The sequence below is a fragment of the Enterobacter cloacae complex sp. IR5450 genome (genome assembly GCF_049238665.1).
Lineage (GTDB): Bacteria > Pseudomonadota > Gammaproteobacteria > Enterobacterales > Enterobacteriaceae > Enterobacter > Enterobacter hormaechei_C.
Genome location: NZ_JBMKIC010000028.1, coordinates 16,476 through 39,560, shown reverse-complemented (window position 1 = coordinate 39,560; position 23,085 = coordinate 16,476). Strand labels below are relative to the sequence as shown.

The following is a 23,085-nucleotide window of genomic DNA, read 5'->3' as shown; positions in this document are numbered from 1 at the left end:
CCCGACTACTCTTCGCTAAACAAGTCGCCGCCGTGCATGTCGATCATTTCCAACGCCTTGCCACCACCACGGGCGACGCAAGTCAGTGGATCTTCTGCAACTACGACAGGAATACCTGTCTCTTCCATTAACAGGCGGTCGAGGTTACGCAGCAGCGCACCCCCACCGGTCAGAACCATACCGCGCTCGGAAATATCGGAGGCTAGCTCTGGCGGGCACTGTTCCAGCGCAACCATCACCGCGCTCACGATACCGGTCAGTGGCTCCTGCAACGCTTCCAGGATTTCGTTGGAGTTCAGGGTGAATCCGCGTGGCACGCCTTCCGCCAGGTTACGACCGCGAACTTCGATCTCGCGCACTTCATCACCCGGGTAGGCAGAACCGATTTCGTGCTTGATGCGCTCTGCGGTCGCTTCACCGATCAGAGAGCCGTAGTTACGGCGAACGTAATTGATGATAGCTTCGTCGAAACGGTCGCCGCCGATACGCACGGAAGAGGAGTACACCACGCCGTTCAGGGAGATAACGGCTACTTCAGTGGTACCGCCACCGATATCCACCACCATAGAACCGGTTGCTTCAGAAACCGGCAGCCCCGCACCAATTGCCGCAGCCATCGGTTCTTCAATCAGGAAGACTTCACGCGCACCGGCACCCTGAGCAGATTCACGGATTGCACGGCGTTCAACCTGGGTCGCGCCAACCGGCACACACACCAGCACGCGCGGGCTTGGGCGCATGAAGCTGTTGCTGTGAACCTGCTTGATGAAGTGCTGAAGCATTTTTTCGGTCACGAAGAAGTCAGCAATAACGCCGTCTTTCATTGGGCGGATCGCGGCGATGTTGCCTGGCGTACGGCCCAGCATCTGCTTCGCATCATGACCTACTGCGGCCACGCTTTTTGGCGAGCCGGCACGATCCTGACGAATGGCCACAACGGAAGGCTCATTCAATACGATGCCTTGTCCTTTTACATAAATAAGGGTATTCGCGGTACCCAGGTCAATGGACAGGTCATTGGAAAACATGCCACGAAATTTTTTCAACATACTAAGGGATAATCCTGAAAGCTGGGGCGGAAAACAAAATCCGCTTACTTTACCAACCACACGCAGCAGCGACAAGGCGCAAAAATCGTCTGCTACGGTGAAAATTAGTGCAGCACGTTTCCTTTGTTACAAATTCATCCCCTGAATCCCTCAGGGCTGAGTAAACAGCAGCGTCCCTCACTTTCACTTGTAACCCATTAAAGGTCGTTCACTGGCTTTTATGCTCGTCTTACTCAAAGCTACAGGCGCGATATTCTACGTGAAAACAAAGTAAACGGCAGGTCAAACAGAGTATCTTTGCAAATATTTTTTCACATTGGTGTCAAGCGGCTGAGAGGCGGCAAAAAAATCCCCCTGACCGCCCGTCACGCCGCGCTCTGTCAACATCTGCCATTCACTTCGTGAACGTACGCCTGTGGCAAATACTTGCGTTTGCGTTCCTTTGCACGCTTCCACCAGGCTTTGTACCAGCAGCTGGTTTTCCGTGCGTTTTTCAATATTCCTTACAAGACCCGGATGCAGCTTCAATAATTCAACATCCAGCTCTTTGATCCAGCTGGTGCTCACCAGCGTCAGACCCGCCTGGGTTACCGCCACGCGAGCTCCAAGCGCATTGATTAAACGCACCACCGGGCGCAACCGGCTGATGTGTTGACCTACATCTGCCTCTGCAAGTTCAAAAATAATGCGTTTGCGTTGCGATTTTTCGCATTGCATTAACGTGTCACGTAACCAGCGCTGGAAGCGCGGACGGATCAGCGATTCGACGGTCACCTGTAAAGCCAGATTTTCTTCAGGCCAGTACGATAAAAACGGAATGAGGCGGGTGATTTGCTGACGGTCATACTCTTCGGACAATCCGAATTGCAACACCATGGGCAGATATTCCGCGGAGATAACCTCTTCGGTGCCATCAAAAATACGGCACATCAGCTCACGATGATGGACATGACCACTCTTCATGACCGCCGGTTTTTGATAGATGCGCGGTCCGCCCCGGCTCAGCATCTGTTCAATCAGGGTTCGCCAGCGCACGTTGCCGCGCCCTTTCTCCGGCAGCGTATCATCATAGACCGCCCAGCCGTTCGCCCCCTGCAATACGGCGTTACGCGTTGCCGCTTCCGCATGTTCCATCACCTGCTCCGTCGACTGACCGCCGCGCCAGGCACAGATGCCTATATGCACCATGTCGTCTCTGTCGAGCATTTTGCTCTGGGGCAGCGCATCGACGGCTTTCAGCAGCTGACTGGCGATACTCTCGGATTCCTTTAAGGTGCGATGCGGCAGCAAGACGGCAAAGTCGCTGCGGTGGTAGCGTGCCAGTAACGCGCCGGGGTAGCGCATAATAAAGGTGGACAGCAGGTTAATCAGCGTAAAGAGGTTCTCTTCCGCCACGCGCTGACCCCAGGTATCACGGAGCAGATCAAAGTCGGGCAGGCGAATCATCATTACCACGCCATGCGTACCCACCTTTTCGGGGTCATCAAGAAGCGTAGCCAGCTGATTATCAAAGAAGAGACGGTTGTTGAGGCCCGTTTTGTTATCCTGCGCGGCATAAGAGCGAATCAACGTGTCCATACGGCTACGCTGATCGCTGGCAAACTGGATTTCGGAGAGCAGCACGTCCAGGGCGCTACTGGTGCGTGATGGCCATTCATAAACCGATCCCCGCACCTGCGGACCCCGCTCGCCATTCAGTATCCGCACGGAGCGTGTTTCCAGCAGTTCCTGGCCGGAAAGTTGACGACGCTGCCAGCGAACGGCGAGGAAAATCAGCAGTACGATAAAAGCAACGGCGATGGTTAAGGGCGCGGTGGTCATAAGCGAGCGTAAATAGTTGCTCATCGGATCCTGGTACATCAGATGAATTGTCATACCCGGATGTTTAAGTGAATTAACCGTGACGTCCCGATACTGATCTACCGTGCCGGCAGGACGATAGCTGCCCTGGCGGGTATGGCTGAAAACGGTCTGCTTCCCCTGTTTAATGTCGATCTGCACGATATCCACAGGCACCATTAACTCATCCAGCTCACGCGAAAGCGCCGGGAAGGAGGACGTTATCAGGCGAGTGTCGATAACCGATGCAACCGATTCAACCCGGTTAACCAGCTTATCCTGGATGGCATTGTAAAAGCTCAGCGAGCAGCCGATTAGCGTGACAAATATGGTCAGCCCCGTCAGCAAGGTAATAAAAGCTGAGAACTTCGTCGTTAATCGCATCCTTGAGATTACTCCGTGGGTTGAAGGGGGGCAAGTGAGCACTAACTTGCATTTTAAATGCGACATACTACCAAACCTGGTGTATCTGGCAATTTATTGCGTTAAATCGGCACTGCGTTTCATTGAGCGAGTATAGTCATCAGGACATATTTTCCCATCATCAAACCTAGTGAGGACCCTGTATGCAGGCTTTGATCTTAGAACAGCAGGACGGCAAAACCGTTGCCTCGGTGCAAGCCATTGAGGAGAACCGCCTGCCGGAGGGCGACGTGACCGTAGATATCGACTGGTCCAGCCTGAACTTTAAGGATGCACTGGCGATTACGGGAAAAGGTAAAATCATCCGAAATTTCCCGATGGTGCCAGGAATCGACTTTGCAGGCCGCGTGCATACCAGTGAAGATCCGCGTTTTCACGCCGGACAGCAGGTGCTGCTCACCGGCTGGGGCGTAGGTGAAAACCACTGGGGCGGACTGGCAGCACAGGCGCGCGTCAAAGGTGACTGGCTGGTCCCGATGCCGAAAGGCCTGGACGGTCGTAAGGCGATGATCATCGGCACGGCAGGCTTCACCGCCATGCTGTGCGTGATGGCGCTGGAAGAGGCCGGGATTCGTCCTGACTCGGGCGAAATTGTCGTCACCGGTGCCAGCGGCGGCGTGGGCAGCACGGCCGTCACGCTGCTGCACAAGCTGGGGTATCAGGTCGCCGCCGTCTCTGGCCGCGAAAGTACGCATGATTATCTACGTCAGCTGGGCGCAAGCCGTATTCTGAGCCGCGACGAATTCGCCGAGACCCGCCCGCTGGAAAAACAGGTCTGGGCTGGCGCAGTAGATACCGTCGGCGACAACGTGCTGGCGAAGGTGCTGGCGCAAATGAATTACGGCGGCTGCGTGGCAGCCTGTGGTCTGGCGGGTGGTTTTGCCCTGCCGACGACGGTGATGCCATTTATTCTGCGTAACGTGCGTCTTCAGGGTGTCGATTCGGTCATGAGCCCAGCCGAGCGGCGGGCTGAGGCCTGGGAACGTCTGGTGCAGGATCTGCCAGCCTCATTCTATGAGCAGAGCGCCACTGAGATCACCCTGAGCCAGGCGCCAGAGTTCGCCAATAAAATCATGGACAACCAGTTCCACGGTCGTGCGCTGGTTAAAATCGCCTAATCTTCAAATTTTCGTGACATATTCGCGCTAACCCTCCTCCTCCGTCATGCTTAGAAAAACGCCTGACGGAGGATGCCATGAAAACCCGAAAACTGACGGAAGCCGACGTAACGTCTGAATCTGTCTTTATGCTACAGCGCCGCCAGATCCTGAAAATGCTTGGCATCAGCGCCACTGCCCTGACGCTCACCCCTGCGGCCCATGCCGATCTGCTCGACTGGTTTAAGGGCAACGATCGCCCGAAAGCCCCCTCCGGCGCACCGCTTGACTTCACCAAACCGGCACAGTGGCAGAATAAACTGACGCTGACGCCGGAAGATAAAGTCACCGGCTATAACAACTTCTATGAGTTTGGTCTTGATAAGGCCGATCCTGCCGCCAACGCCGGGAGCATGAAAACCGATCCCTGGACGCTGAAGATAGATGGCGAGGTGGCAAAACCGCTGACGCTGGATCATCATGACCTCACCACCCGCTTCCCCCTTGAAGAACGCATTTACCGTATGCGCTGTGTGGAAGCCTGGTCGATGGTGGTGCCGTGGGTAGGTTTCCCTTTGCATAAACTGCTGGCGCTGGTTGAGCCCACCAGCAACGCGAAGTATGTTTCTTTCCAGACGCGCTATGCCCCGGACGAGATGCCAGGCCAGAAGGATCGGTTTATCGGCGGCGGGCTGGAGTATCCCTACGTTGAAGGTTTACGTCTCGACGAAGCCATGCATCCGCTTACGCTGCTCACCGTCGGGGTTTATGGCAAAGCGCTGCCGCCGCAAAACGGGGCGCCCATTCGCCTGACCGTACCGTGGAAATACGGTTTCAAGGGCATCAAATCGATCGTCAGCATTAAGCTCACCCGTGAACGCCCCCCCACCACCTGGAACCTGGCAGCGCCTGACGAGTATGGTTTTTTTGCCAACGTTAACCCGCACGTTGACCATCCGCGCTGGTCGCAGGCAACAGAACGTTTTATCGGTTCCGGCGGCACGCTGGATGTTAAACGCCAGCCAACGCTGCTGTTTAACGGCTATGCGGATGAGGTGGCATCCCTCTACCGTGGTCTGAACTTACGGGAGAATTTCTAAGTGCGTTTAACGGCAAAGCAGATAACCTGGCTGAAGGTACTCCTGCATTTAGCCGGATTGCTCCCCTTTATCTGGCTCTTCTGGGCAGCCAGCCAGGGACAGTTCAGTGCCGATCCGGCGAAAGATATTCAGCATTTTACGGGTCGGATGGCTCTGAAATTTTTGCTGGCGACCTTGCTCGTCTCACCGCTGGCGCGCTACGCTAAACAGCCATTATTGATACGCACCCGTCGGCTTTTAGGGCTATGGTGTTTCGCCTGGGCAACGCTGCATCTCACCAGCTACGCCCTGCTGGAACTGGGCATTAACAACCTGGCACTCCTTGGCAGCGAACTGGTGACGCGTCCCTATCTGACGCTGGGTATCGTAAGCTGGCTGGTTTTACTGGCGCTGACGCTGACATCCACGCAGTATGCGCAGCGAAAACTGGGGCGACGCTGGCAACTACTGCATAACTTCGTCTATCTGGTCGCGATCCTCGCCCCTATTCATTACCTGTGGTCGGTGAAGATTTTATCCCCTCAGCCGGTCATCTACGCCCTGCTGGCCCTGGCCCTTTTAGCGTGGCGTTACAAGAAGTTCCGCCAGTGGTTGCGATAGTTCACGAAACTGTGCGTTTTCCCGCAGATTATTTATCAACCGCGAATCTTTTTCGGATAGCGGTTGATAATCTTCCCTGATAAGACCAGTATTTAGCTGCCAAATGCTACGAAATCGTTATAATGTGCGACTTCGGTTTTCCGGACAGGGGTTTTAGGCCTCTGAAAGGGTGACAATTGCGCTTTGAGGGTATATGTTGTTTTTTACCCGAAAATCGCAGGAGATAGCGGCATAATGGCTGATAAATTCCAAATTTTAGTTTTAAACGGACCGAACCTGAACATGCTCGGCACCCGTGAGCCAGAGAAGTACGGCACGCTAACATTGAGCGAAATTGTTAACCGTCTGATTACGGAAGCAGCGTCGCTGAATGTGGATTTGGACCATTTTCAGTCTAACGCGGAGTACGCAATCATCGACCGTATTCATCAGGCTAAAGACACTGTGGACTATATCCTGATCAATCCGGCCGCGTTTACGCACACCAGTGTTGCTATACGCGACGCACTGCTCGCGGTGAGTATCCCGTTTATCGAGATCCACCTGAGTAACGTGCACGCCCGAGAGCCGTTCCGCCACCACTCCTACCTGTCAGATATCGCCGCTGGCGTGATTTGTGGGCTGGGTGCAGACGGCTATTCATACGCTTTACAGACAGCGGTAAAACGCTTGTCACAATCACACTAAACAAGAGTACGGAACCCACTCATGGATATTCGTAAGATTAAAAAACTGATCGAGCTGGTTGAAGAATCAGGCATCTCCGAACTGGAAATTTCTGAAGGCGAAGAGTCTGTACGCATCAGCCGTGCAGCCCCAGCCGCTAGCTTCCCGGTAATGCAGCAAGCTTATGCTGCGCCAGTGCAGCAGCCTGCGCTCTCCGCAGCCGTTGCGCCAGCGGCAGCAGAAGCGGCACCTGCGGCTGCAACAGAAATCAGTGGTCACATCGTACGTTCCCCAATGGTTGGTACTTTCTACCGCACCCCGAGCCCGGACGCGAAGGCGTTCATCGAAGTGGGTCAGAAAGTCAACGTAGGCGATACCCTGTGCATCGTTGAAGCCATGAAAATGATGAACCAGATCGAAGCAGACAAATCAGGTACTGTGAAAGCGATCCTGGTCGAAAGTGGTCAGCCGGTAGAATTTGACGAGCCGCTGGTCGTCATCGAGTAACGAGGCGAACATGCTGGATAAAATTGTTATCGCCAACCGTGGCGAGATTGCACTGCGTATTCTTCGTGCCTGTAAAGAACTGGGCATCAAGACCGTGGCCGTGCATTCAAGCGCGGATCGCGATTTAAAACACGTATTGCTGGCGGATGAGACGGTCTGTATCGGTCCGGCTCCGTCCGTAAAAAGCTATCTGAACATCCCGGCGATCATCAGCGCCGCCGAAATCACTGGCGCGGTCGCGATTCACCCGGGTTATGGTTTCCTCTCTGAGAACGCCAACTTTGCTGAGCAGGTTGAACGCTCTGGCTTTATCTTCATCGGCCCGAAAGCCGACACCATCCGCCTGATGGGCGACAAAGTGTCTGCGATCACCGCGATGAAAAAAGCCGGTGTACCAACCGTACCGGGCTCTGACGGCCCGCTGACCGACGATATGGATGCTAACCGCGCCCATGCTAAACGCATTGGCTATCCGGTGATCATCAAAGCGTCCGGCGGCGGCGGCGGTCGCGGTATGCGCGTTGTACGCAGCGATGCTGAACTGGCGCAGTCCATCTCCATGACCAAAGCGGAAGCGAAAGCGGCTTTCAGCAATGACATGGTGTACATGGAAAAATACCTGGAAAACCCACGCCACATCGAAATTCAGGTGCTGGCTGACGGTCAGGGTAACGCGATCTATCTGGCAGAACGTGACTGCTCCATGCAGCGTCGTCACCAGAAAGTCGTCGAAGAAGCGCCAGCGCCGGGCATTACGCCGGAACTGCGTCGCTACATCGGTGAGCGTTGCGCCAAAGCGTGTGTCGATATCGGCTATCGCGGGGCGGGTACCTTTGAGTTCCTGTTCGAAAACGGCGAGTTCTACTTCATTGAGATGAACACCCGTATTCAGGTTGAACACCCGGTTACCGAAATGATCACCGGCGTTGACCTGATTAAAGAACAGCTGCGTATCGCAGCCGGTCAGCCGCTGTCCATCAAACAGGAAGAAGTTGTGGTTAAAGGCCATGCGGTAGAGTGCCGTATCAACGCCGAAGACCCGAACACCTTCCTGCCAAGCCCGGGTAAAATCACGCGTTTCCACGCGCCGGGTGGCTTTGGTGTGCGCTGGGAGTCCCATATCTACGCCGGTTACACCGTACCGCCGTACTATGACTCAATGATCGGTAAGCTGATCTGCTACGGCGAAAACCGTGACGTGGCCATTGCCCGCATGAAGAACGCCCTTCAGGAGCTGATCATCGACGGGATCAAAACCAACGTTGATCTCCAGATGCGCATTATGAGCGACGAGCACTTCCAGAATGGTGGGACTAACATCCACTACCTGGAGAAAAAACTCGGTCTGAACGAGAAGTAAGAGATCAGTGTTGCTAAAAGGCCGGATTATCCGGCCTTTTTTATTTCTGGGGATCGCTAAGCCCCATCATGTACAATCCCCGCTTTCTTCATCCACAAGGGACAAAAAATGGACAAACGTTTTGTTCAGGCCCATAAAGAAGCGCGCTGGGCGCTGTGGCTGACCCTTCTCTATCTCGCCGCATGGTTAGTAACTGCTTACTTACCTGATTCGGCGATTGGCATTACCGGCCTCCCGCACTGGTTTGAAATGGCCTGCCTGCTGCTGCCGCTGGTGTTTATCCCGCTGTGCTGGGCGATGGTGAAATTCATCTATCGCGATATTTCACTGGAGGACGATGATGCAGCTTGAAGTCATTCTGCCCCTTATCGCTTACCTGTTCCTGGTGTTTGGCCTGTCGGTTTATGCGATGCGTAAACGTTCGACCGGCACCTTTCTGAACGAGTATTTCCTCGGGAGCCGCTCAATGGGTGGCGTCGTGCTGGCCATGACGCTGACCGCTACTTACATCAGCGCCAGCTCGTTTATCGGTGGCCCGGGCGCCGCTTATAAGTACGGGCTGGGCTGGGTGCTGCTGGCCATGATCCAGCTGCCTGCCATCTGGCTCTCTCTGGGCATACTGGGTAAAAAGTTTGCCATTCTGGCCCGTCGCTACAATGCCGTAACGCTGAACGATATGCTGTTTGCCCGCTATCAGAGTCGCTTGCTGGTGTGGCTGGCAAGCCTGAGTCTGCTGGTGGCGTTTATTGGCGCAATGACGGTGCAGTTTATCGGCGGCGCACGTCTGCTGGAGACGGCAGCCGGTATCCCCTATGAGACGGGCCTGGTCATTTTCGGTGTGAGTATCGCGCTGTATACCGCGTTTGGCGGGTTCCGCGCCAGCGTACTCAACGACACGATGCAGGGGATGGTGATGCTCATTGGTACCCTCGTTCTGCTGGTGGGTATCGTGCATGCCGCAGGGGGCCTGAGCCATGCGGTTGAAACCCTGGAAGCGATCGATCCGAAACTGGTCTCGCCGCAGGGGGCGGATGATATCCTCTCTCCAACCTTTATGACCTCGTTCTGGGTGCTGGTGTGCTTTGGCGTGATTGGCCTGCCGCATACTGCCGTGCGCTGCATCTCATATAAAGACAGCAAAGCGGTGCACCGCGGGATCATTATCGGGACAATTGTGGTGGCGATCCTGATGTTTGGTATGCACCTGGCGGGCGCGCTGGGCCGCGCGGTGATCCCTGACCTTACCGTACCGGATCTGGTCATTCCGACTCTGATGGTGAAAGTGCTTCCGCCGTTTGCCGCCGGGATTTTCCTCGCCGCACCCATGGCGGCCATTATGTCGACCATCAACGCTCAGTTGCTGCAAAGTTCCGCTACGATCATTAAAGATCTCTATCTGAATTTGCGCCCTGAACAGGTCGAAAATGAGCGACGCCTCAAGCGTATGTCGGCGGTTATTACCCTGGTGCTGGGGGCGTTGCTGCTGCTGGCCGCATGGCGTCCACCGGAGATGATCATCTGGCTGAACCTGCTCGCCTTTGGCGGGCTGGAGGCCGTTTTCCTGTGGCCGCTGGTGCTGGGGCTGTACTGGGAACGCGCGAATGCCGCGGGTGCATTAAGCGGCATGATTGTCGGGGGCGTCCTGTATGCCGTTCTCGCTACGTTTAAAATTCAGTATCTGGGCTTCCATCCGATCGTGCCTTCGTTACTGTTAAGTTTACTGGCGTTTGTGGTGGGAAACCGTTTTGGTCGACCGGTGCCACAAACTGCCCTGATTTCTACTGACAAATAAAGAGTTTTGCCATGCCGTGGATCCAATTAAAACTGAACACAACCGGCGCGAACGCCGAAGAACTGAGTGATGCGCTGATGGAGGCCGGTTCGGTCTCTATCACCTTCCAGGACACGCATGACACGCCGGTCTTTGAGCCGCTGCCAGGCGAAACGCGCCTGTGGGGTGATACGGACGTTATCGGCCTGTTCGATGCAGAAACCGATATGAAAGAGGTCGTGGCGATTCTGGAAAACCATCCGCTGCTGGGCGCGGGTTTCACGCATAAAATTGAACAGCTGGAAGACAAAGACTGGGAACGCGAGTGGATGGACAACTTCCATCCGATGCAGTTTGGTCAGCGTCTGTGGATCTGCCCAAGCTGGCGTGAAGTGCCCGATGAAAACGCCGTCAACGTGATGCTGGATCCGGGTCTGGCGTTCGGCACCGGTACCCACCCGACAACCTCCCTGTGCCTGCAATGGCTGGATGGCCTGGATCTGGAAGGCAAAACCGTGATCGACTTCGGTTGCGGATCCGGGATCCTTGCTATCGCAGCACTGAAACTGGGCGCGGCAAAAGCCATCGGGATCGACATCGATCCGCAGGCGATTCAGGCCAGCCGTGATAACGCCGAGCGTAATGGCGTTTCCGATCGCCTTGAACTGTATCTGCCCGATGCACAGCCAGAGGCGATGAAAGCCGATGTGGTGGTCGCGAATATCCTGGCTGGCCCATTACGCGAGCTGGCGCCGTTAATCAGCGTGCTGCCGGTTGAAGGCGGTCTGCTGGGCCTGTCCGGTATCCTTGCCAGCCAGGCAGACAGCGTCTGTGAAGCCTACGCCGATCTCTTTGCGCTCGACCCGGTGGTCGAGAAAGAAGAGTGGTGTCGCATCACCGGTCGTAAAAAATAAGCGTTTGGCGTGGTCGTCTGACCACGCCTTTTCCCTTCGGTTTTTTCTCCCGCCTTCTTCCTTTCTTCGATAAAATAACCCCACAAATCAAAATGTTAATTATTGATTTGGATAATAAAATTCACAGGAAGAATATGATGAAACACATTTCAGGCAAGGCAGCGCTGCTGGCGCTGAGCATGATTTCGGCTACGGCTTACGCATCACACTGGAGCTATCAAGGAGAAGGCGCACCGGAACACTGGGGCGAACTGGACGAGGCGTACAAGACGTGTAAAAGCGGAATGTATCAGTCGCCGGTCAACATAGATAACACGGTCAAAGCCCACATCTCTCCGCTGGAAACGCACTATATCGACGGCCCGGTCATTCTGACAAATAACGGCCATACTATCCAGGCGAGTGAAAATGCCGATACACGCGACAGCATCACGCTTGATAAACAGCGCTGGACGTTACAGCAGTTCCATTTCCATGCACCATCCGAAAACACGGTGCACGGTAAAAAATACGCAATGGAAATGCATCTGGTCCATAAAAACGCTGACGGCGAACTGACAGTCGTTGCCGTTATGTTCGATCAGGGCGCTGCAAACACTGAACTGGATAAACTCTGGGGCGTGATGCCGGGACAGGTTGACCAGAACGTCACGATTAAGCCAACCCTTGATATGAATAAATTACTGCCCGCGGATAAAACTTACTGGCGTTTTAGCGGCTCTCTGACCACCCCACCGTGTTCAGAAGGGGTAACGTGGCTGGTCCTCAAGCATCCGCTGACCGTCTCTGCTGAACAGCTGCAAAAATTTACTCACACTCTGCACCACGAAAACAGCCGCCCGGTTCAGCCGCTTCATGGCCGTCTGGTTGTTGAATAAGTCGATTTTTTACGTTGATATCCTGTGCTGAAATGCGACGCAGATCGCAAAGAAGCGCCATAATCTGCTGCTTATAGCAGCAGATTATCCCGAACAATTGATCCATTTATTGAGAAATGATGAGAAGTTACGGGAAATTGTAAGCGCCCACAAAATGTTCATTTATTCATAACACAATGATTTAAATAGCGAATAATCTTATCCCAAAAGAATGACTGGCGATTCCTTGATCTACAACAGAGGATTGTTCAAAGTTTGGCCTTTCATCTCGTGCAAAAAATGCGTAATATACGCCGCCTTGCAGTCACAGTATGGTCATTTCTTAACTCATGCGCATCGGACACCACCAGCTCAGAAATCGCCTGATCGCAGCCCCAATGGCAGGTATTACCGACCGGCCGTTCAGGACGCTGTGCTACGAGATGGGAGCAGGATTAACCGTTTCCGAGATGATGTCGTCTAACCCGCAGGTTTGGGAAAGCGACAAGTCCCGCCTTCGGATGGTGCACGTGGATGAACCAGGTATCCGCACCGTGCAAATTGCCGGAAGCGTGCCTGAAGAGATGGCAGATGCCGCGCGTATTAACGTGGAAAGTGGCGCCCAGATTATTGATATCAATATGGGTTGCCCGGCCAAAAAGGTGAATCGCAAGCTTGCAGGTTCAGCCCTTCTGCAATACCCCGACCAGGTGAAGTCAATCCTGACGGCGGTTGTCAGCGCAGTGGACGTTCCTGTTACGTTGAAGATTCGCACGGGTTGGTCGCCGGAACACCGTAACTGCGTAGAGATTGCCCAACTGGCCGAAGACTGTGGCATTCAGGCCCTGACCATTCATGGACGCACTCGCGCCTGTTTGTTCAACGGTGAAGCTGAATACGACAGCATTCGGGCAGTTAAGCAGAAAGTTTCCATTCCGGTTATCGCGAATGGCGACATTACTGACCCGCTTAAAGCCAGAGCTGTGCTCGACTATACGGGAGCTGATGCTCTGATGATAGGACGTGCCGCTCAGGGAAGACCCTGGATCTTTCGGGAAATCCAGCATTATCTGGACACTGGGGAGCTGCTTGCCCCGCTGCCTCTGGCAGAGGTCAAGCGCTTGCTTTGTTCGCATGTTCGGGAATTGCATGACCACTACGGCCAGGCAAAAGGGTACCGAATTGCGCGTAAACACGTCTCCTGGTATCTCCAGGAGCACGCTCCAAATGACCAGTTTCGGCGCACATTCAACGCCATTGAGGATGCCAGCGAACAGCTGGAGGCGTTGGAGGCATACTTCGAAAATCTTGCGTAATGAAATAAAGAGCTGACAGAACTATGTTCGAACAACGCGTAAATTCTGACGTACTGACCGTTTCTACCGTTAACTCTCAGGATCAGGTGACTCAAAAGCCCCTGCGTGACTCGGTTAAACAGGCACTGAAGAACTATTTTGCTCAACTGAACGGTCAGGATGTTAATGACCTGTATGAGCTGGTACTGGCTGAAGTTGAACAGCCACTGTTGGACATGGTGATGCAATACACCCGTGGTAATCAAACCCGCGCTGCCCTGATGATGGGCATCAACCGTGGTACCCTGCGTAAGAAACTGAAAAAATACGGCATGAACTGATACTAGTCAGTTAAATGCTTGTTTAAAAAGGCGCTCTTCGGCATGGGGAAGCGCCTTTTTTATTTAACTGACTGCACCACTGACTGCACAGGCCGCTGAACATCCTTGAACCACATTAAACCTTGATGTTGAATATCAGAAATCAACGTTCAATATCAGAGGGATTTTATGGCTTCGGTAATGGAAGAACTGCTGGACGATAGCGAGAAAGCAGAACATCTCCAGTTAATCATGATTAGCACTGCAACGAACGGCACAACGCCTGCTGATGATTATGCAGAGTTGAGAAATTACTTTCTTGATAATCCGCTCTATAAGTCATTAGTGCCCAGCTTTGTGCGTAAGAGCAGATCTCTCGATCAATTCTGGCAATTTATCAAAAGCAAATTCCCCTCATATGCTGAGCGCCGTACCTACATCTGGGCCGAATTCACGCCTTTGCTCGACTTCATAGAAGGCAAGAACCGAGCCCCAGCAGATGAAGTAATTACGGATGCTTTCAAATCTTTTGATACTGACGGGGTCCATGCTGTTTGGACAAAAGCTCTAGAGCGCAGACTGACAGATCCAGACGGAGCAATAACTTCGGCCAGAACGTTGCTAGAAACAGTCTGTAAACACATCCTGGATGATATGAACGTCCCCTATAACAATAAAAATATTGAGATGTCTGAACTCTACAAGCTCGTTTCCAAAGAGTTAAATCTGTCTAGCGATCAGCATGCAGAAAGTATTTTTAAGCAAATATTAGGCGGGTGTTCCGCTGTTGTGAACGGACTTGGTACTCTCCGTAACCGTTTGGGAGATGCCCATGGTAAGAATAGAGCGGCCGTTAAACCCTCTCCGCGTCACGCTGAACTCGCTGTGAATCTCTCTGGCTCCATGGCGCTCTTTTTGATAAGTACCTGGCAACATAGAAAGGACGCTGATTAATTTTCATTTCACCTGATATACATTAATGCAGTGTGCGCGCATTCCAAGTATTATCCATACATTTCACATGGCAAAAAATTCAAGGAGTTACAAATGAACATTGAGGTCAAAAAAGCAGTGAAATGTTGGGCCGACCGACCAACTTGGTTTAGCCCCCATCCGATGGATGCGGCTGAATTTAAACGTGCGGTATCAAACCTCAAGCGCCTCTCCCCAACACCAACATTCGAAGAAATCAAAGATGCAATCATGTTCTATGTATCCGATGCGCCAACGATGTTAGGTACCCCTTCGGATATTCCTCAGGCAGTTCATGATTTCGCAGCAAAAATGTACAACAAACTGTAATAAAATGCGGGCTCGATCAGCCCGCAATATTGATTAAAAATTTTAAACTCACGGGCGAAGCCATAACTAAAGACAGGCCATAGCCATTTTACCCCACGGGTTTCCGTATCCGGCTGTAAATGCGTGCATTCTGACCTCTGATCCCTCACCATCAGCATCCACCAGGGCAACAACTGAAGCACCTACATCAGAAACTGATACCACTATTCTGTAGCCCGTTTCAGTCTCCATTGTTGTTGCCGATGGGTTCAAATCTGACATCTTGGGTGCCAAGCAGCGAACTATCTCAGCTGGTTTTTTTGGGCTTTTACCAGTGAAAATTGGAGGTTTGCTAGTAATAGTGTCTACTGAACAACCAGCCAGTAAAATCGATGCGACAAACAAGGAAAGTATCTTTCTCACTTCATCCCCTTCTTTATGTTTGAATCCAACCGCATAACGGATATGCAGGCTTAATTAATAGTGTTTGGCGAATGGGTAAATGACTCTTGATTTTTCTCAAGATGCGCCTTCATATGCTCACACCAACCCGCAAAAATAGCTTCATCTGTACCAGGATAAGCTGTCAGAAAACACATAAGTATTTCGTCGGTGAGTTTGTCCTGCTGATCCCAGTCAACAATGAACTGTCTAAAAAGGACGTAGGCCTTCGCCGGGTCCCTGTTCTGCCATGTCTCCACAACCTTATCGAAAGGAGGAACAATGTAAGTTACCTCCACCGGCAATGGCTCGTATTTCGTTGGTATTAATACCTCTAGGGTAAATACCTCACCTTCCGGCCAGATTAGCATCTGATTTGTCAAAGCTGATCCTCCACATAGATACCTGCCGATATGATTGCACCGCCGATACGGCGCTTTCCATAAAGTAATGGTACCGGATAACCTTGCGCAGCAGTATTCGTAACGCCGCCAAATGCGTATGAAGCCTTATTGTCCGCACTTTGTTTGCTTGCAAGTCCAGTAGGTTGTGGAGAAAGTAATTGCACAACACCACCAGCGATCATGGCCGCTCCAAGTTTCCAGGCAACGGGCCCCCATGTGCCGCCACCCCATGCCTGACCAACCGTAACCCCAATAGCCCCTACTACCACTAGCACCGCGCCGAGAATAGTTTGTAACATCCCTGCTTTTTTACTTCCAATTACCACCGGAACGATATGAATCTCGCGTCCATTGTTCGGAAATTCTAGGTCATCTGCACCAATGTTCTTTTTCCCGACATAAATCGCATACGTTAAACCGCGAGCCCTGCTTGTATTCATGTATTTTTCGAATCCGGGAATTGTTACGGCCAGAGCCCGAAAAGCCTCATGCGTCGTCCTTACAAGGCGCTGGTGAGTTTTACCGAAGGTTTTGCCAAGCGGGCCAAACATACGGATGGTAGCAAGTGTTTCATTGTTAGCTGTATTCATCGTTCTACTCCTGTCAGATACCGTTAAATGTTGCCAGCCGCTGTTTGTGGCTGTCGCTCATGTCGAAAGCAAAATCCTCGTGCTCAGCCTGGAAGGTTCCGAACGCCATTAGCGCGGATACCGCCGGGTCTATCTTGTTAGAGGATTTCTTCTTGTTGGGCTTAATGTTGGCGTTGGCGTCAGACTCCATCACCACGTTACCAATCGCCCAGGCCAGAACCGGATCGCCACGGTGGCGAACCACTCTGCGATTAACGAACACCTCAAAGGATTTCGCTACTGGACTGAATTTGAGATAGGTTTGCGGGAACGGCTCCACATCAAGCCCCGCCCCCTGTAGCTGGGTGCGCAGGTGCGTGGCGTTCCACGTATCGAAACCCACCAGCCGGATACTGAATGTTTCAGCGTCGCGCAGAATATCGTCACGGATGCGGTCATAGTCGATACAGTCGCCGGGTGTGGTGCGTATCCAGCCCGCTTTTACCCACTGGCGGTAAATGGCGCGGTTTTTGTTGGCGACGTTAAGCAGCTGCGCTTCCGGCAGATAATGACGGGTAAGGAGTCTGATCTCCCTGTCGAACGGGAACGCATAGCTTACGCTGGTGATGTCGCTGGTAGAGGACAGGTCAAACCCGGCATAACACTCCATTCCGGCCAGATCGTCTTCGTTATAGTCGAGCGCACAGGCATCCCATGCACCGGTGCCCATCCACGGCGTGGAGCCCTGACACCAGATATTGAAACGTTTGGTCAGCATTTCCACCCACTGCGACGGTATGCCCCGCGCTTTCTGGATGGTGGACTCCAGTTTCGCCGCGTCAACGGACACATGCAGGTTAGGGTTAGCCTTAATCCACATTTCAGGCTTCTCGACCTCGCTTTCGTCGTCCAGTTCGTAGATCAGGACAAAAAGCGAATCGTTGCTCTCTTCCCCGGCCAGAATCTGGCAGCAGTAGTCATAATGCTGTTTACAGGCAGAGACAACGTTACTCCCGGCAGTCGTGATAGCGAACAAAATAGCCTCAGGGCGAGCGCCCATACCCAGCTCAAGCGCGGAATAAACGCCGTTATCCGGGTGAAGGTGGTACTCATCGACAATCGCCAGACTGGGGTTAGTCCCCTCAATGGTGGCCGCTTTCGCCGCCAGCGGCTTTAGCAGGCTGTTGCTCCTCGGGTAAATGACCTTATGCGCCTGGATATTGACGCGCTTTTTCAGCGGTTTTGACAGCAGGCACATCTGGCGGGCATCGTCGAATACGATTCGGGCCTGATCACGACTCACCGCCGCCGTGTAGATATCCTGCTGGCCCTTCTCCATCACCAGAAACCAGTTAGCCAGCATAGCGGCCACGGTTGATTTGGCGTTCTTACGCGGCACCTCAATAAATGCGCTGCTGTACTTCCGGCGCCCTGACTCGCTGTTCTTAAAGCCCAGCAGATTAGCAAAGGCGAACTGTTGCCACGGCTCCAGCTCTATAGGCTGGCCGCGCAGCGGGCCTTTGACGTGTGGACAGAGCCGGGAGAAAGCAATAAACCGCTCCACGGTCGCCGTATCGAACTCATAACGGGGGTCATTCAGGTCTGAAAAGTACCTTTCAACGGCCTGTTTTACGCGCTTACAGGCCGGAATTTCACCGGATTTAATGGCGTTTGCGTAATCATTCCAGACGGTCAAGCTCGTCCTCCTCTTCCGTTTCTACCGGATTACGGCGGCGGCTTACCGGGTCAAAGCCCAGCAGCGACGACATTTTAATCATGATTTTTTCAGCGTCGGCCTTTGCGCTAAGCGCCGGATTACGGCTCTCGCCACCCTGGCTGTTAACAATGCTGAATCCGCGGCTGGCAAGGTCTTCCACTGCTTTGCGGTACATCGAATAGTTAACGCAAAAAAGCTCAAGGTTGTTCCAGTCGGCGGGAGTCAGATCCCCGCGTTCGGCCAGTTGCTTTGCCTTCGCCTTCCACTGCTGCGCGGCTAACTCATCAAGGTAAGCGGGCGGTTTTGGTGGTCTTGCCATAAAAATTTCTCGTTTCCATCGCGTTTTATTTTCAAAAAAATCACCGTGCGTAAAAATTTGAGGGGGCAGGCGGTGCCTTGCAGCAGGGGGTTTGTCTTTAAAACCTCCCCCACCCCGCCCATGCCGCCTGTCATCGGTTGCGGAAGCATTCCATAAGCTCCCGGTCACGCTGGCTCATGCGCTTTGCTACGGGCTTCGTGTGCGCTCTCTGTCTGGCTGGTTGCCATGCCTCGCGCTGCTTTATCAGCCCACTAATCAGCCGCTGCTGTTCCTGCTCAGTCATTGTCAGCCTCATGCATCCAGGCATTGCGATGGGCTGCACGATCTTCCTGCTCACGATACAGCCCTGCTTTTCGCTTCGCTTTGGTGGTTGGGTCTTGCTGTGTGGTCTTCTGGTTATGATGCGCCTGGCATAACGGCTGATGATTCCACTCAGGCCAGAACAGAACATCATCACCGCCGTTGATAGGGATGATGTGATCGACAATCTTTGCAGGAACGTAGAGGCCCAGCTTCTGACACTCAACGCACAGCGGATAGCGCTTAAGGTACTGAGCGCGGTACTTCTCCCATGAGGCTGAATAACCACGGGCGCGTCGGTGGCCGCGTCTGGCATCCTCTGCCCGCCACGCTTCCCGCTTATGCTCGTCACACTTGCCAGACTTCACCCGTTTATTGCATCCCGGCTCTGTGCACCGGCGTAGTGGTTGCCACGGCATCAGTACACCCCCACATCTCGGTAGACAGACCACAACGCAGAGACAGCCATCGGTATCTCTTTGGTGTCGGTGTCACCGATCATCGTGCGGTACTCGTACAACTGAGAAACGTACATCAGACAGCCGATCTTGATAGCAGGGGTGAACTCCAGACCGTTATCAAATCGCTTGCCGATATGCTTCTGGCAGACCTCCAGCGCAGCTTCGATGTACGCCTGTATCAGCGTATCTTCGTAATCATCATCAATACGGCAATGCAGCTTTGCTTCTTCCAGACCGATTAACTCACTCATTGAAAATGCCTCCCTTGCACAGCAACTCAAGCCGGGTGTGATCCACATCAGGAATGACGGCCACGATGCCGTAAACCTGCCCCCGGACGTTTGGCGAGCGATACAGAATGCGGTTTGCGGTGGTGATATCGTCGCGGTAGCGCGTCCAGATTCGCACAGTGGCTTCGGAGTAAAGCGCCCCGGAAGACATGCGCTCACGCCCACTGATAGCACGAATTTCAGCCCAGACGGTGGCAAGGTCAGACCATACGTAGATAACCTGCCCCATCTGATCCCGATGAGATTCGGACTTCTGGAAGGTGATGCGGCGCTTCATCTTTCCGGCTCTCATTCATCACCTTCCTTGTTGTCCTTGCTGATCTTCACTTCCTGCTTCCATGCCTGGCTAAATTCGTCACCACCTTCACGCGGCGGCATCCCCTCACGTTCACGGGCTTCGTTCGGGTTCATGATCCCGTTCTTAATGCCGCGCTCATAAGTGGCGTAGCGTTCGGTTGGCGTGGCGCGGAGAAGGTCAGCGGAGTCAAACTCCACCTGATAGCGGGTTCCCGGAACCGGAGAGGCCACCAGCAGCGCAGATTTGATTTGTTGTTCGAAGTTCGCCAGCCACGGACGCATCGTCATGGTGAGAAATGCGCGGCTCGCTTCGCTGAAGTTGCTGTAGGTGCTGTTGCTGTATTCCTGGAGGAAAATAGGCGACACGTTGAACATGCGGGCAATATCTTCAATAGTGAAGCGACGGGAGGCCAGCCACTCGGCATCCTGATTACTCATGCCAAGCTGCTTATAGTCCATCCCACCTTCAAGGATCGGCACTTTCCCTGCATTTTTAGCGCCTTTGTAGCGATCCAGCGCATCCATAGCCTGCTTGCCCTTCACGCTGTCGAGATACTCTGCTGTGGTTATGACTCCCGCCGCCATCATGCCATCTTTCATAATGCTGGCACCGTGGCGCTGTTGGGCCAGACCTAACCCCAGCGCCTCACGGCAGATGGATATCGGGGAGCGCCCCAGAAAGCCATCATCGGTGGAGTAACGCAGGTGCAGAATCTCTTCCTGCAGGTAGGTGCGCACAGCCCCGGTAAACGGCTCGGTAACGGTATATTTGTACTTATGCTGGCCGATACGCTCAGGTACAACCGCCCCGGGTGCATATGGATGCAAGGATTGCGGCTGGCCGTCGCGGCCCCACTGGATCACCGCATAGGCGTTACCGTTCAGCAGACAATGGCGCATCATTGTGCGTTTAAACTGGTAAGGGGTCTGGCAGTCGTTCGGCTGCTCGTTCAGGAGAAAATCTACCGGATGATTGCTCAGCCATTCCCGCGCCTCGCGCCCGTTATCGTTGCGCACGCGGTAGAGGTAGCAGGGCATTGTTGCCACCGCCTCACTGATAACTGACACGGCGTTCATGACCGCCGGCAGAGATTCCGCAGTACCCGCAGACACGTACTCGCCTGATCCGGTATTTGGAATCCCTGCCATCGCCAGAAACTCATCAATGGTCATGCTGCGCTGCTCAGAGGATTCAGACTTACGGCCAAACGGCCAGATATTCCACATATCAGAGCCCCGCTAATTCAGCCCAGCGGCGGCGGTTATCGCCAGCGCGGCGCAGTTCAGGATGTTGGGAGAAAAGCGAACGATGCGCGATTTCCACGCCAGACTCAGGATAAGCAGGCATAGAAGTAACTGTGATTTCCCGTAGTTCGGCAGCGGTCACGGTGCGTAGGTATGGAGACTGGCCGATATCCCACGCCTCTTTCAGCGCCCGGAAACCAAAGCTCATGCCGGAGATATCCCCGCGCTCCACCAGCTCCAGCACATCGTTGCCAAGCTGGGTATTCGGCGGGGTCAGCTCGAAGCGCAGCCCGGTATCGTCTTCGGACAGCACCAGCGTGCCGGATTTGGTGCGGCCCAGCAGTTGGGTATAGTTATGCTCGTACAGCGCACGCACATCGCTACCGGATGCCAGGCTGTCTTTAAACGCTCCCGGCGCAAACTGCTCGCGGAACTCGTCCCAGATAATTTCTGAGAGACTGTTCCAGCGCACGGCATAGCCCACCAGCTTTTTGTTGCTGGCGCTCACTTCGGAAGTACGGATTTCAAAATCGATAGTTTTCATTACTGGACTCCACAGAGGGCAAAAAGGGGCCGAAGCCCCTTAAACGTCAAATCAGGAACCGGAGCCGGAAAGCTCAAGCACCTTGATGGCGTTGGAGTCCACCACGCCGCCACCCAGGTATTTATCGGTATGCACCTTGTAGAAACCCGGTTCGGTGATGTTGTCAGGACGGGTACGCACGCCAGTGGTGTGATCCACGATGAAATAGCCGCGCTTGAAGTCGCCAACCGCGAGGAACGCTTTACCCGCCTCCGCATCCGGCATGGTTTCCAGATACTGAACAGGACGGCCCAGCAGCGTATCGGGAGAACCGGCAACCAGCCGATCGCGCCAGATGTAATCCCCGTTGCCGTTTTTCAGCTTTTGCAGTTTGGCAGCGGTGTTGGAGTTCATCACCCATACGGCGTTTTTGCGGTATTTGGCTTTCAGCTTATACAGCAGGTCAATTAGACCATCAGAAGAAACGTCAGCGGCTTCCATCTTCTCCAGCGTGCCGAACGGACGGGTTTTATCGGCAGTGGCCGCGCGAGGGTAAGACAGGAAGCCTTTGGATTTTTTATCACCGTCGCCGTTCACAAAGTCGCTTTCTTCGGTAGCGGTGAAGGTGTCAGCGATTTCAGAAGACAGCCAGCCCAGAATATCCACCTCGGAGAAGTCGAGAATCTCCTGGGTGGTTTTCGGGTAGGCGTAGATCGGGTTGAGTTTGATATCAACACGCTCCATCTTCGGCGTGCTGGTTTCGGTACGTGCTTCACCTTCTGTACCGCGATTAACGGTAGTGCCGCCCACAGATACCAGCTTCTGGTATTCGTTGGTTTTAGTGGTCTTCACCGTTGCGATGGAGCGCATCACGCTATCATCCTGCAACTGGCGCATAATCTCTTTGTCCAGCTCAGGGATAACGGTATAGCCGCCGTCAGCCTGCACCAGCGTGGAGAGAGAGCGGGTATCACCGGTCATGATGTAGTGGCGCAGCTCGTCGTTGCTTACAGGCTCACCTTGAACGGAAGTACCAGGCAGATTGCGCTGATCGTCGGCGACGGCTTCAAGACGTGTGATTTCAACTTCAAGCGCATCAGCCTCGGCGCGGAGTTCGTCGAACTTTTTGCCCTCTTCTTCGTTCAGACTGCGCTTTTCGGTGTCGGCTTTGTCCAGCATGGATCGCATCTGGGTTTTGAGTGCGGCTTTCTGCTGGCGTAATTCGAGTAATTTCTTCATGGAGTGGTTTCCGTAACAATTAATGTTAAGACGTGAAACCAGCGCTTGGAGGGAAGGCCGTCAGTAAAGGAGCCTGTCTGAAGGGCAAAAAACCTGACGGCCAGTGGCGGCTCACGTCTGAGTGCCACTCTTTAAGATATGGATCAAATTATCGATGTAAATAAGGTATTTTTACTCCGAACATCCTTGAAAGATAACGCA

27 protein-coding genes are annotated in these 23,085 nt (G+C 53.5%); 14 read left to right on the top strand and 13 right to left on the bottom strand.

Annotation, left to right across the window (positions count from 1 at the left end; genetic code table 11):
• Positions 1–5: 5 nt before the first annotated feature.
• Positions 6–1,049: a rod shape-determining protein MreB gene (mreB, locus tag ACOTYB_RS18570; RefSeq protein ID WP_000913396.1), complete on the bottom strand. Its 1,044-nt coding sequence runs from the start codon at positions 1,047–1,049 to the stop codon at positions 6–8.
• A 282-nt stretch (positions 1,050–1,331) separates the two neighbouring features.
• Positions 1,332–3,272 (bottom strand): RNase E specificity factor CsrD, encoded by a 1,941-nt coding sequence (gene csrD, locus ACOTYB_RS18565; RefSeq protein ID WP_003860399.1) that lies wholly within the window; start codon positions 3,270–3,272, stop codon positions 1,332–1,334.
• Positions 3,273–3,454: 182 nt separating this feature from the next.
• Here csrD and ACOTYB_RS18560 point away from each other — a divergent pair, with 182 nt between their 5' ends.
• From ACOTYB_RS18560 to ACOTYB_RS18495, 14 genes are all read left to right on the top strand, one after another.
• A complete protein-coding gene (locus ACOTYB_RS18560) occupies positions 3,455–4,429 on the top strand; it encodes an MDR family oxidoreductase (RefSeq protein WP_045343303.1) in 975 nt (324 codons plus the stop codon).
• Positions 4,430–4,506: 77 nt separating this feature from the next.
• Positions 4,507–5,508, top strand: coding sequence for a protein-methionine-sulfoxide reductase catalytic subunit MsrP (msrP, locus tag ACOTYB_RS18555; RefSeq protein WP_045343307.1), 1,002 nt, complete (start codon positions 4,507–4,509; stop codon positions 5,506–5,508).
• On the top strand, positions 5,509–6,108 hold the full coding sequence (gene msrQ / locus ACOTYB_RS18550) for a protein-methionine-sulfoxide reductase heme-binding subunit MsrQ (protein WP_003860393.1): 600 nt from the start codon (positions 5,509–5,511) through the stop codon (positions 6,106–6,108).
• A 234-nt stretch (positions 6,109–6,342) separates the two neighbouring features.
• Positions 6,343–6,795: a type II 3-dehydroquinate dehydratase gene (gene aroQ, locus ACOTYB_RS18545; protein WP_045343314.1), complete on the top strand. Its 453-nt coding sequence runs from the start codon at positions 6,343–6,345 to the stop codon at positions 6,793–6,795.
• A gap of 21 nt (positions 6,796–6,816) precedes the next feature.
• Positions 6,817–7,281 (top strand): acetyl-CoA carboxylase biotin carboxyl carrier protein, encoded by a 465-nt coding sequence (gene accB, locus ACOTYB_RS18540; RefSeq protein WP_003860389.1) that lies wholly within the window; start codon positions 6,817–6,819, stop codon positions 7,279–7,281.
• Positions 7,282–7,291: 10 nt separating this feature from the next.
• Positions 7,292–8,641, top strand: coding sequence for an acetyl-CoA carboxylase biotin carboxylase subunit (accC, locus tag ACOTYB_RS18535; RefSeq protein WP_003860388.1), 1,350 nt, complete (start codon positions 7,292–7,294; stop codon positions 8,639–8,641).
• Positions 8,642–8,749: 108 nt separating this feature from the next.
• Entirely contained in the window at positions 8,750–8,992 is a 243-nt protein-coding gene (locus ACOTYB_RS18530) for a YhdT family protein (RefSeq protein WP_220153384.1), read from the top strand.
• Complete coding sequence (gene panF / locus ACOTYB_RS18525) at positions 8,982–10,433, top strand: sodium/pantothenate symporter (protein WP_023323805.1); 1,452 nt, start codon at positions 8,982–8,984, stop codon at positions 10,431–10,433. The genes ACOTYB_RS18530 and panF overlap by 11 nt, the downstream gene beginning before the upstream one ends.
• Before the next feature lie 11 nt (positions 10,434–10,444).
• Positions 10,445–11,326: a 50S ribosomal protein L11 methyltransferase gene (gene prmA, locus ACOTYB_RS18520; RefSeq protein ID WP_047054297.1), complete on the top strand. Its 882-nt coding sequence runs from the start codon at positions 10,445–10,447 to the stop codon at positions 11,324–11,326.
• A gap of 137 nt (positions 11,327–11,463) precedes the next feature.
• On the top strand, positions 11,464–12,204 hold the full coding sequence (locus tag ACOTYB_RS18515) for a carbonic anhydrase (protein WP_003860379.1): 741 nt from the start codon (positions 11,464–11,466) through the stop codon (positions 12,202–12,204).
• Positions 12,205–12,533: 329 nt separating this feature from the next.
• Positions 12,534–13,499 (top strand): tRNA dihydrouridine synthase DusB, encoded by a 966-nt coding sequence (gene dusB, locus ACOTYB_RS18510; RefSeq protein ID WP_022651936.1) that lies wholly within the window; start codon positions 12,534–12,536, stop codon positions 13,497–13,499.
• A gap of 23 nt (positions 13,500–13,522) precedes the next feature.
• Positions 13,523–13,819: a DNA-binding transcriptional regulator Fis gene (gene fis / locus ACOTYB_RS18505; protein ID WP_000462905.1), complete on the top strand. Its 297-nt coding sequence runs from the start codon at positions 13,523–13,525 to the stop codon at positions 13,817–13,819.
• A gap of 168 nt (positions 13,820–13,987) precedes the next feature.
• A complete protein-coding gene (locus ACOTYB_RS18500) occupies positions 13,988–14,752 on the top strand; it encodes an abortive infection family protein (RefSeq protein ID WP_248260464.1) in 765 nt (254 codons plus the stop codon).
• A 93-nt stretch (positions 14,753–14,845) separates the two neighbouring features.
• Entirely contained in the window at positions 14,846–15,100 is a 255-nt protein-coding gene (locus tag ACOTYB_RS18495) for a hypothetical protein (RefSeq protein ID WP_248260465.1), read from the top strand.
• A gap of 66 nt (positions 15,101–15,166) precedes the next feature.
• On the opposite strand, the gene ACOTYB_RS18490 is transcribed toward ACOTYB_RS18495, so the two are convergent.
• From ACOTYB_RS18490 to ACOTYB_RS18440, 11 genes are all read right to left on the bottom strand, one after another.
• Complete coding sequence (locus tag ACOTYB_RS18490) at positions 15,167–15,502, bottom strand: lipoprotein (RefSeq protein ID WP_248260466.1); 336 nt, start codon at positions 15,500–15,502, stop codon at positions 15,167–15,169.
• Between the two features lie 50 nt (positions 15,503–15,552).
• Positions 15,553–15,903: a hypothetical protein gene (locus tag ACOTYB_RS18485; protein WP_248260467.1), complete on the bottom strand. Its 351-nt coding sequence runs from the start codon at positions 15,901–15,903 to the stop codon at positions 15,553–15,555.
• Positions 15,900–16,514 (bottom strand): tail assembly protein, encoded by a 615-nt coding sequence (locus tag ACOTYB_RS18480; RefSeq protein WP_047959566.1) that lies wholly within the window; start codon positions 16,512–16,514, stop codon positions 15,900–15,902. The genes ACOTYB_RS18485 and ACOTYB_RS18480 overlap by 4 nt, the downstream gene beginning before the upstream one ends.
• 13 nt (positions 16,515–16,527) lie before the next feature.
• Complete coding sequence (locus tag ACOTYB_RS18475) at positions 16,528–18,189, bottom strand: terminase large subunit (RefSeq protein WP_192479752.1); 1,662 nt, start codon at positions 18,187–18,189, stop codon at positions 16,528–16,530.
• The gene (locus tag ACOTYB_RS18470; RefSeq protein ID WP_000113647.1) at positions 18,173–18,529 is read right to left on the bottom strand and encodes a phage terminase small subunit P27 family; all 357 of its coding nucleotides are present in this window, start codon (positions 18,527–18,529) and stop codon (positions 18,173–18,175) included. Before ACOTYB_RS18470 ends, ACOTYB_RS18475 begins: the two co-directional genes overlap by 17 nt.
• A gap of 275 nt (positions 18,530–18,804) precedes the next feature.
• Positions 18,805–19,248: an HNH endonuclease signature motif containing protein gene (locus ACOTYB_RS18465; protein WP_248260468.1), complete on the bottom strand. Its 444-nt coding sequence runs from the start codon at positions 19,246–19,248 to the stop codon at positions 18,805–18,807.
• The gene (locus tag ACOTYB_RS18460; protein ID WP_216280246.1) at positions 19,248–19,541 is read right to left on the bottom strand and encodes a head-tail connector protein; all 294 of its coding nucleotides are present in this window, start codon (positions 19,539–19,541) and stop codon (positions 19,248–19,250) included. Before ACOTYB_RS18460 ends, ACOTYB_RS18465 begins: the two co-directional genes overlap by 1 nt.
• Positions 19,534–19,872 carry a phage head closure protein gene (locus ACOTYB_RS18455; RefSeq protein ID WP_014072019.1) on the bottom strand — a complete coding sequence of 113 codons (339 nt, stop codon included), beginning with the start codon at positions 19,870–19,872 and terminating at the stop codon, positions 19,534–19,536. The genes ACOTYB_RS18460 and ACOTYB_RS18455 overlap by 8 nt, the downstream gene beginning before the upstream one ends.
• Positions 19,869–21,104, bottom strand: a complete 1,236-nt coding sequence (locus ACOTYB_RS18450) for a phage portal protein (protein WP_142988049.1) — start codon at positions 21,102–21,104, stop codon at positions 19,869–19,871. Before ACOTYB_RS18450 ends, ACOTYB_RS18455 begins: the two co-directional genes overlap by 4 nt.
• Position 21,105: 1 nt before the next feature.
• The gene (locus ACOTYB_RS18445; RefSeq protein WP_000848270.1) at positions 21,106–21,666 is read right to left on the bottom strand and encodes an HK97 family phage prohead protease; all 561 of its coding nucleotides are present in this window, start codon (positions 21,664–21,666) and stop codon (positions 21,106–21,108) included.
• Positions 21,667–21,717: 51 nt separating this feature from the next.
• Entirely contained in the window at positions 21,718–22,884 is a 1,167-nt protein-coding gene (locus ACOTYB_RS18440) for a phage major capsid protein (RefSeq protein WP_103142641.1), read from the bottom strand.
• Positions 22,885–23,085: the final 201 nt, after the last annotated feature.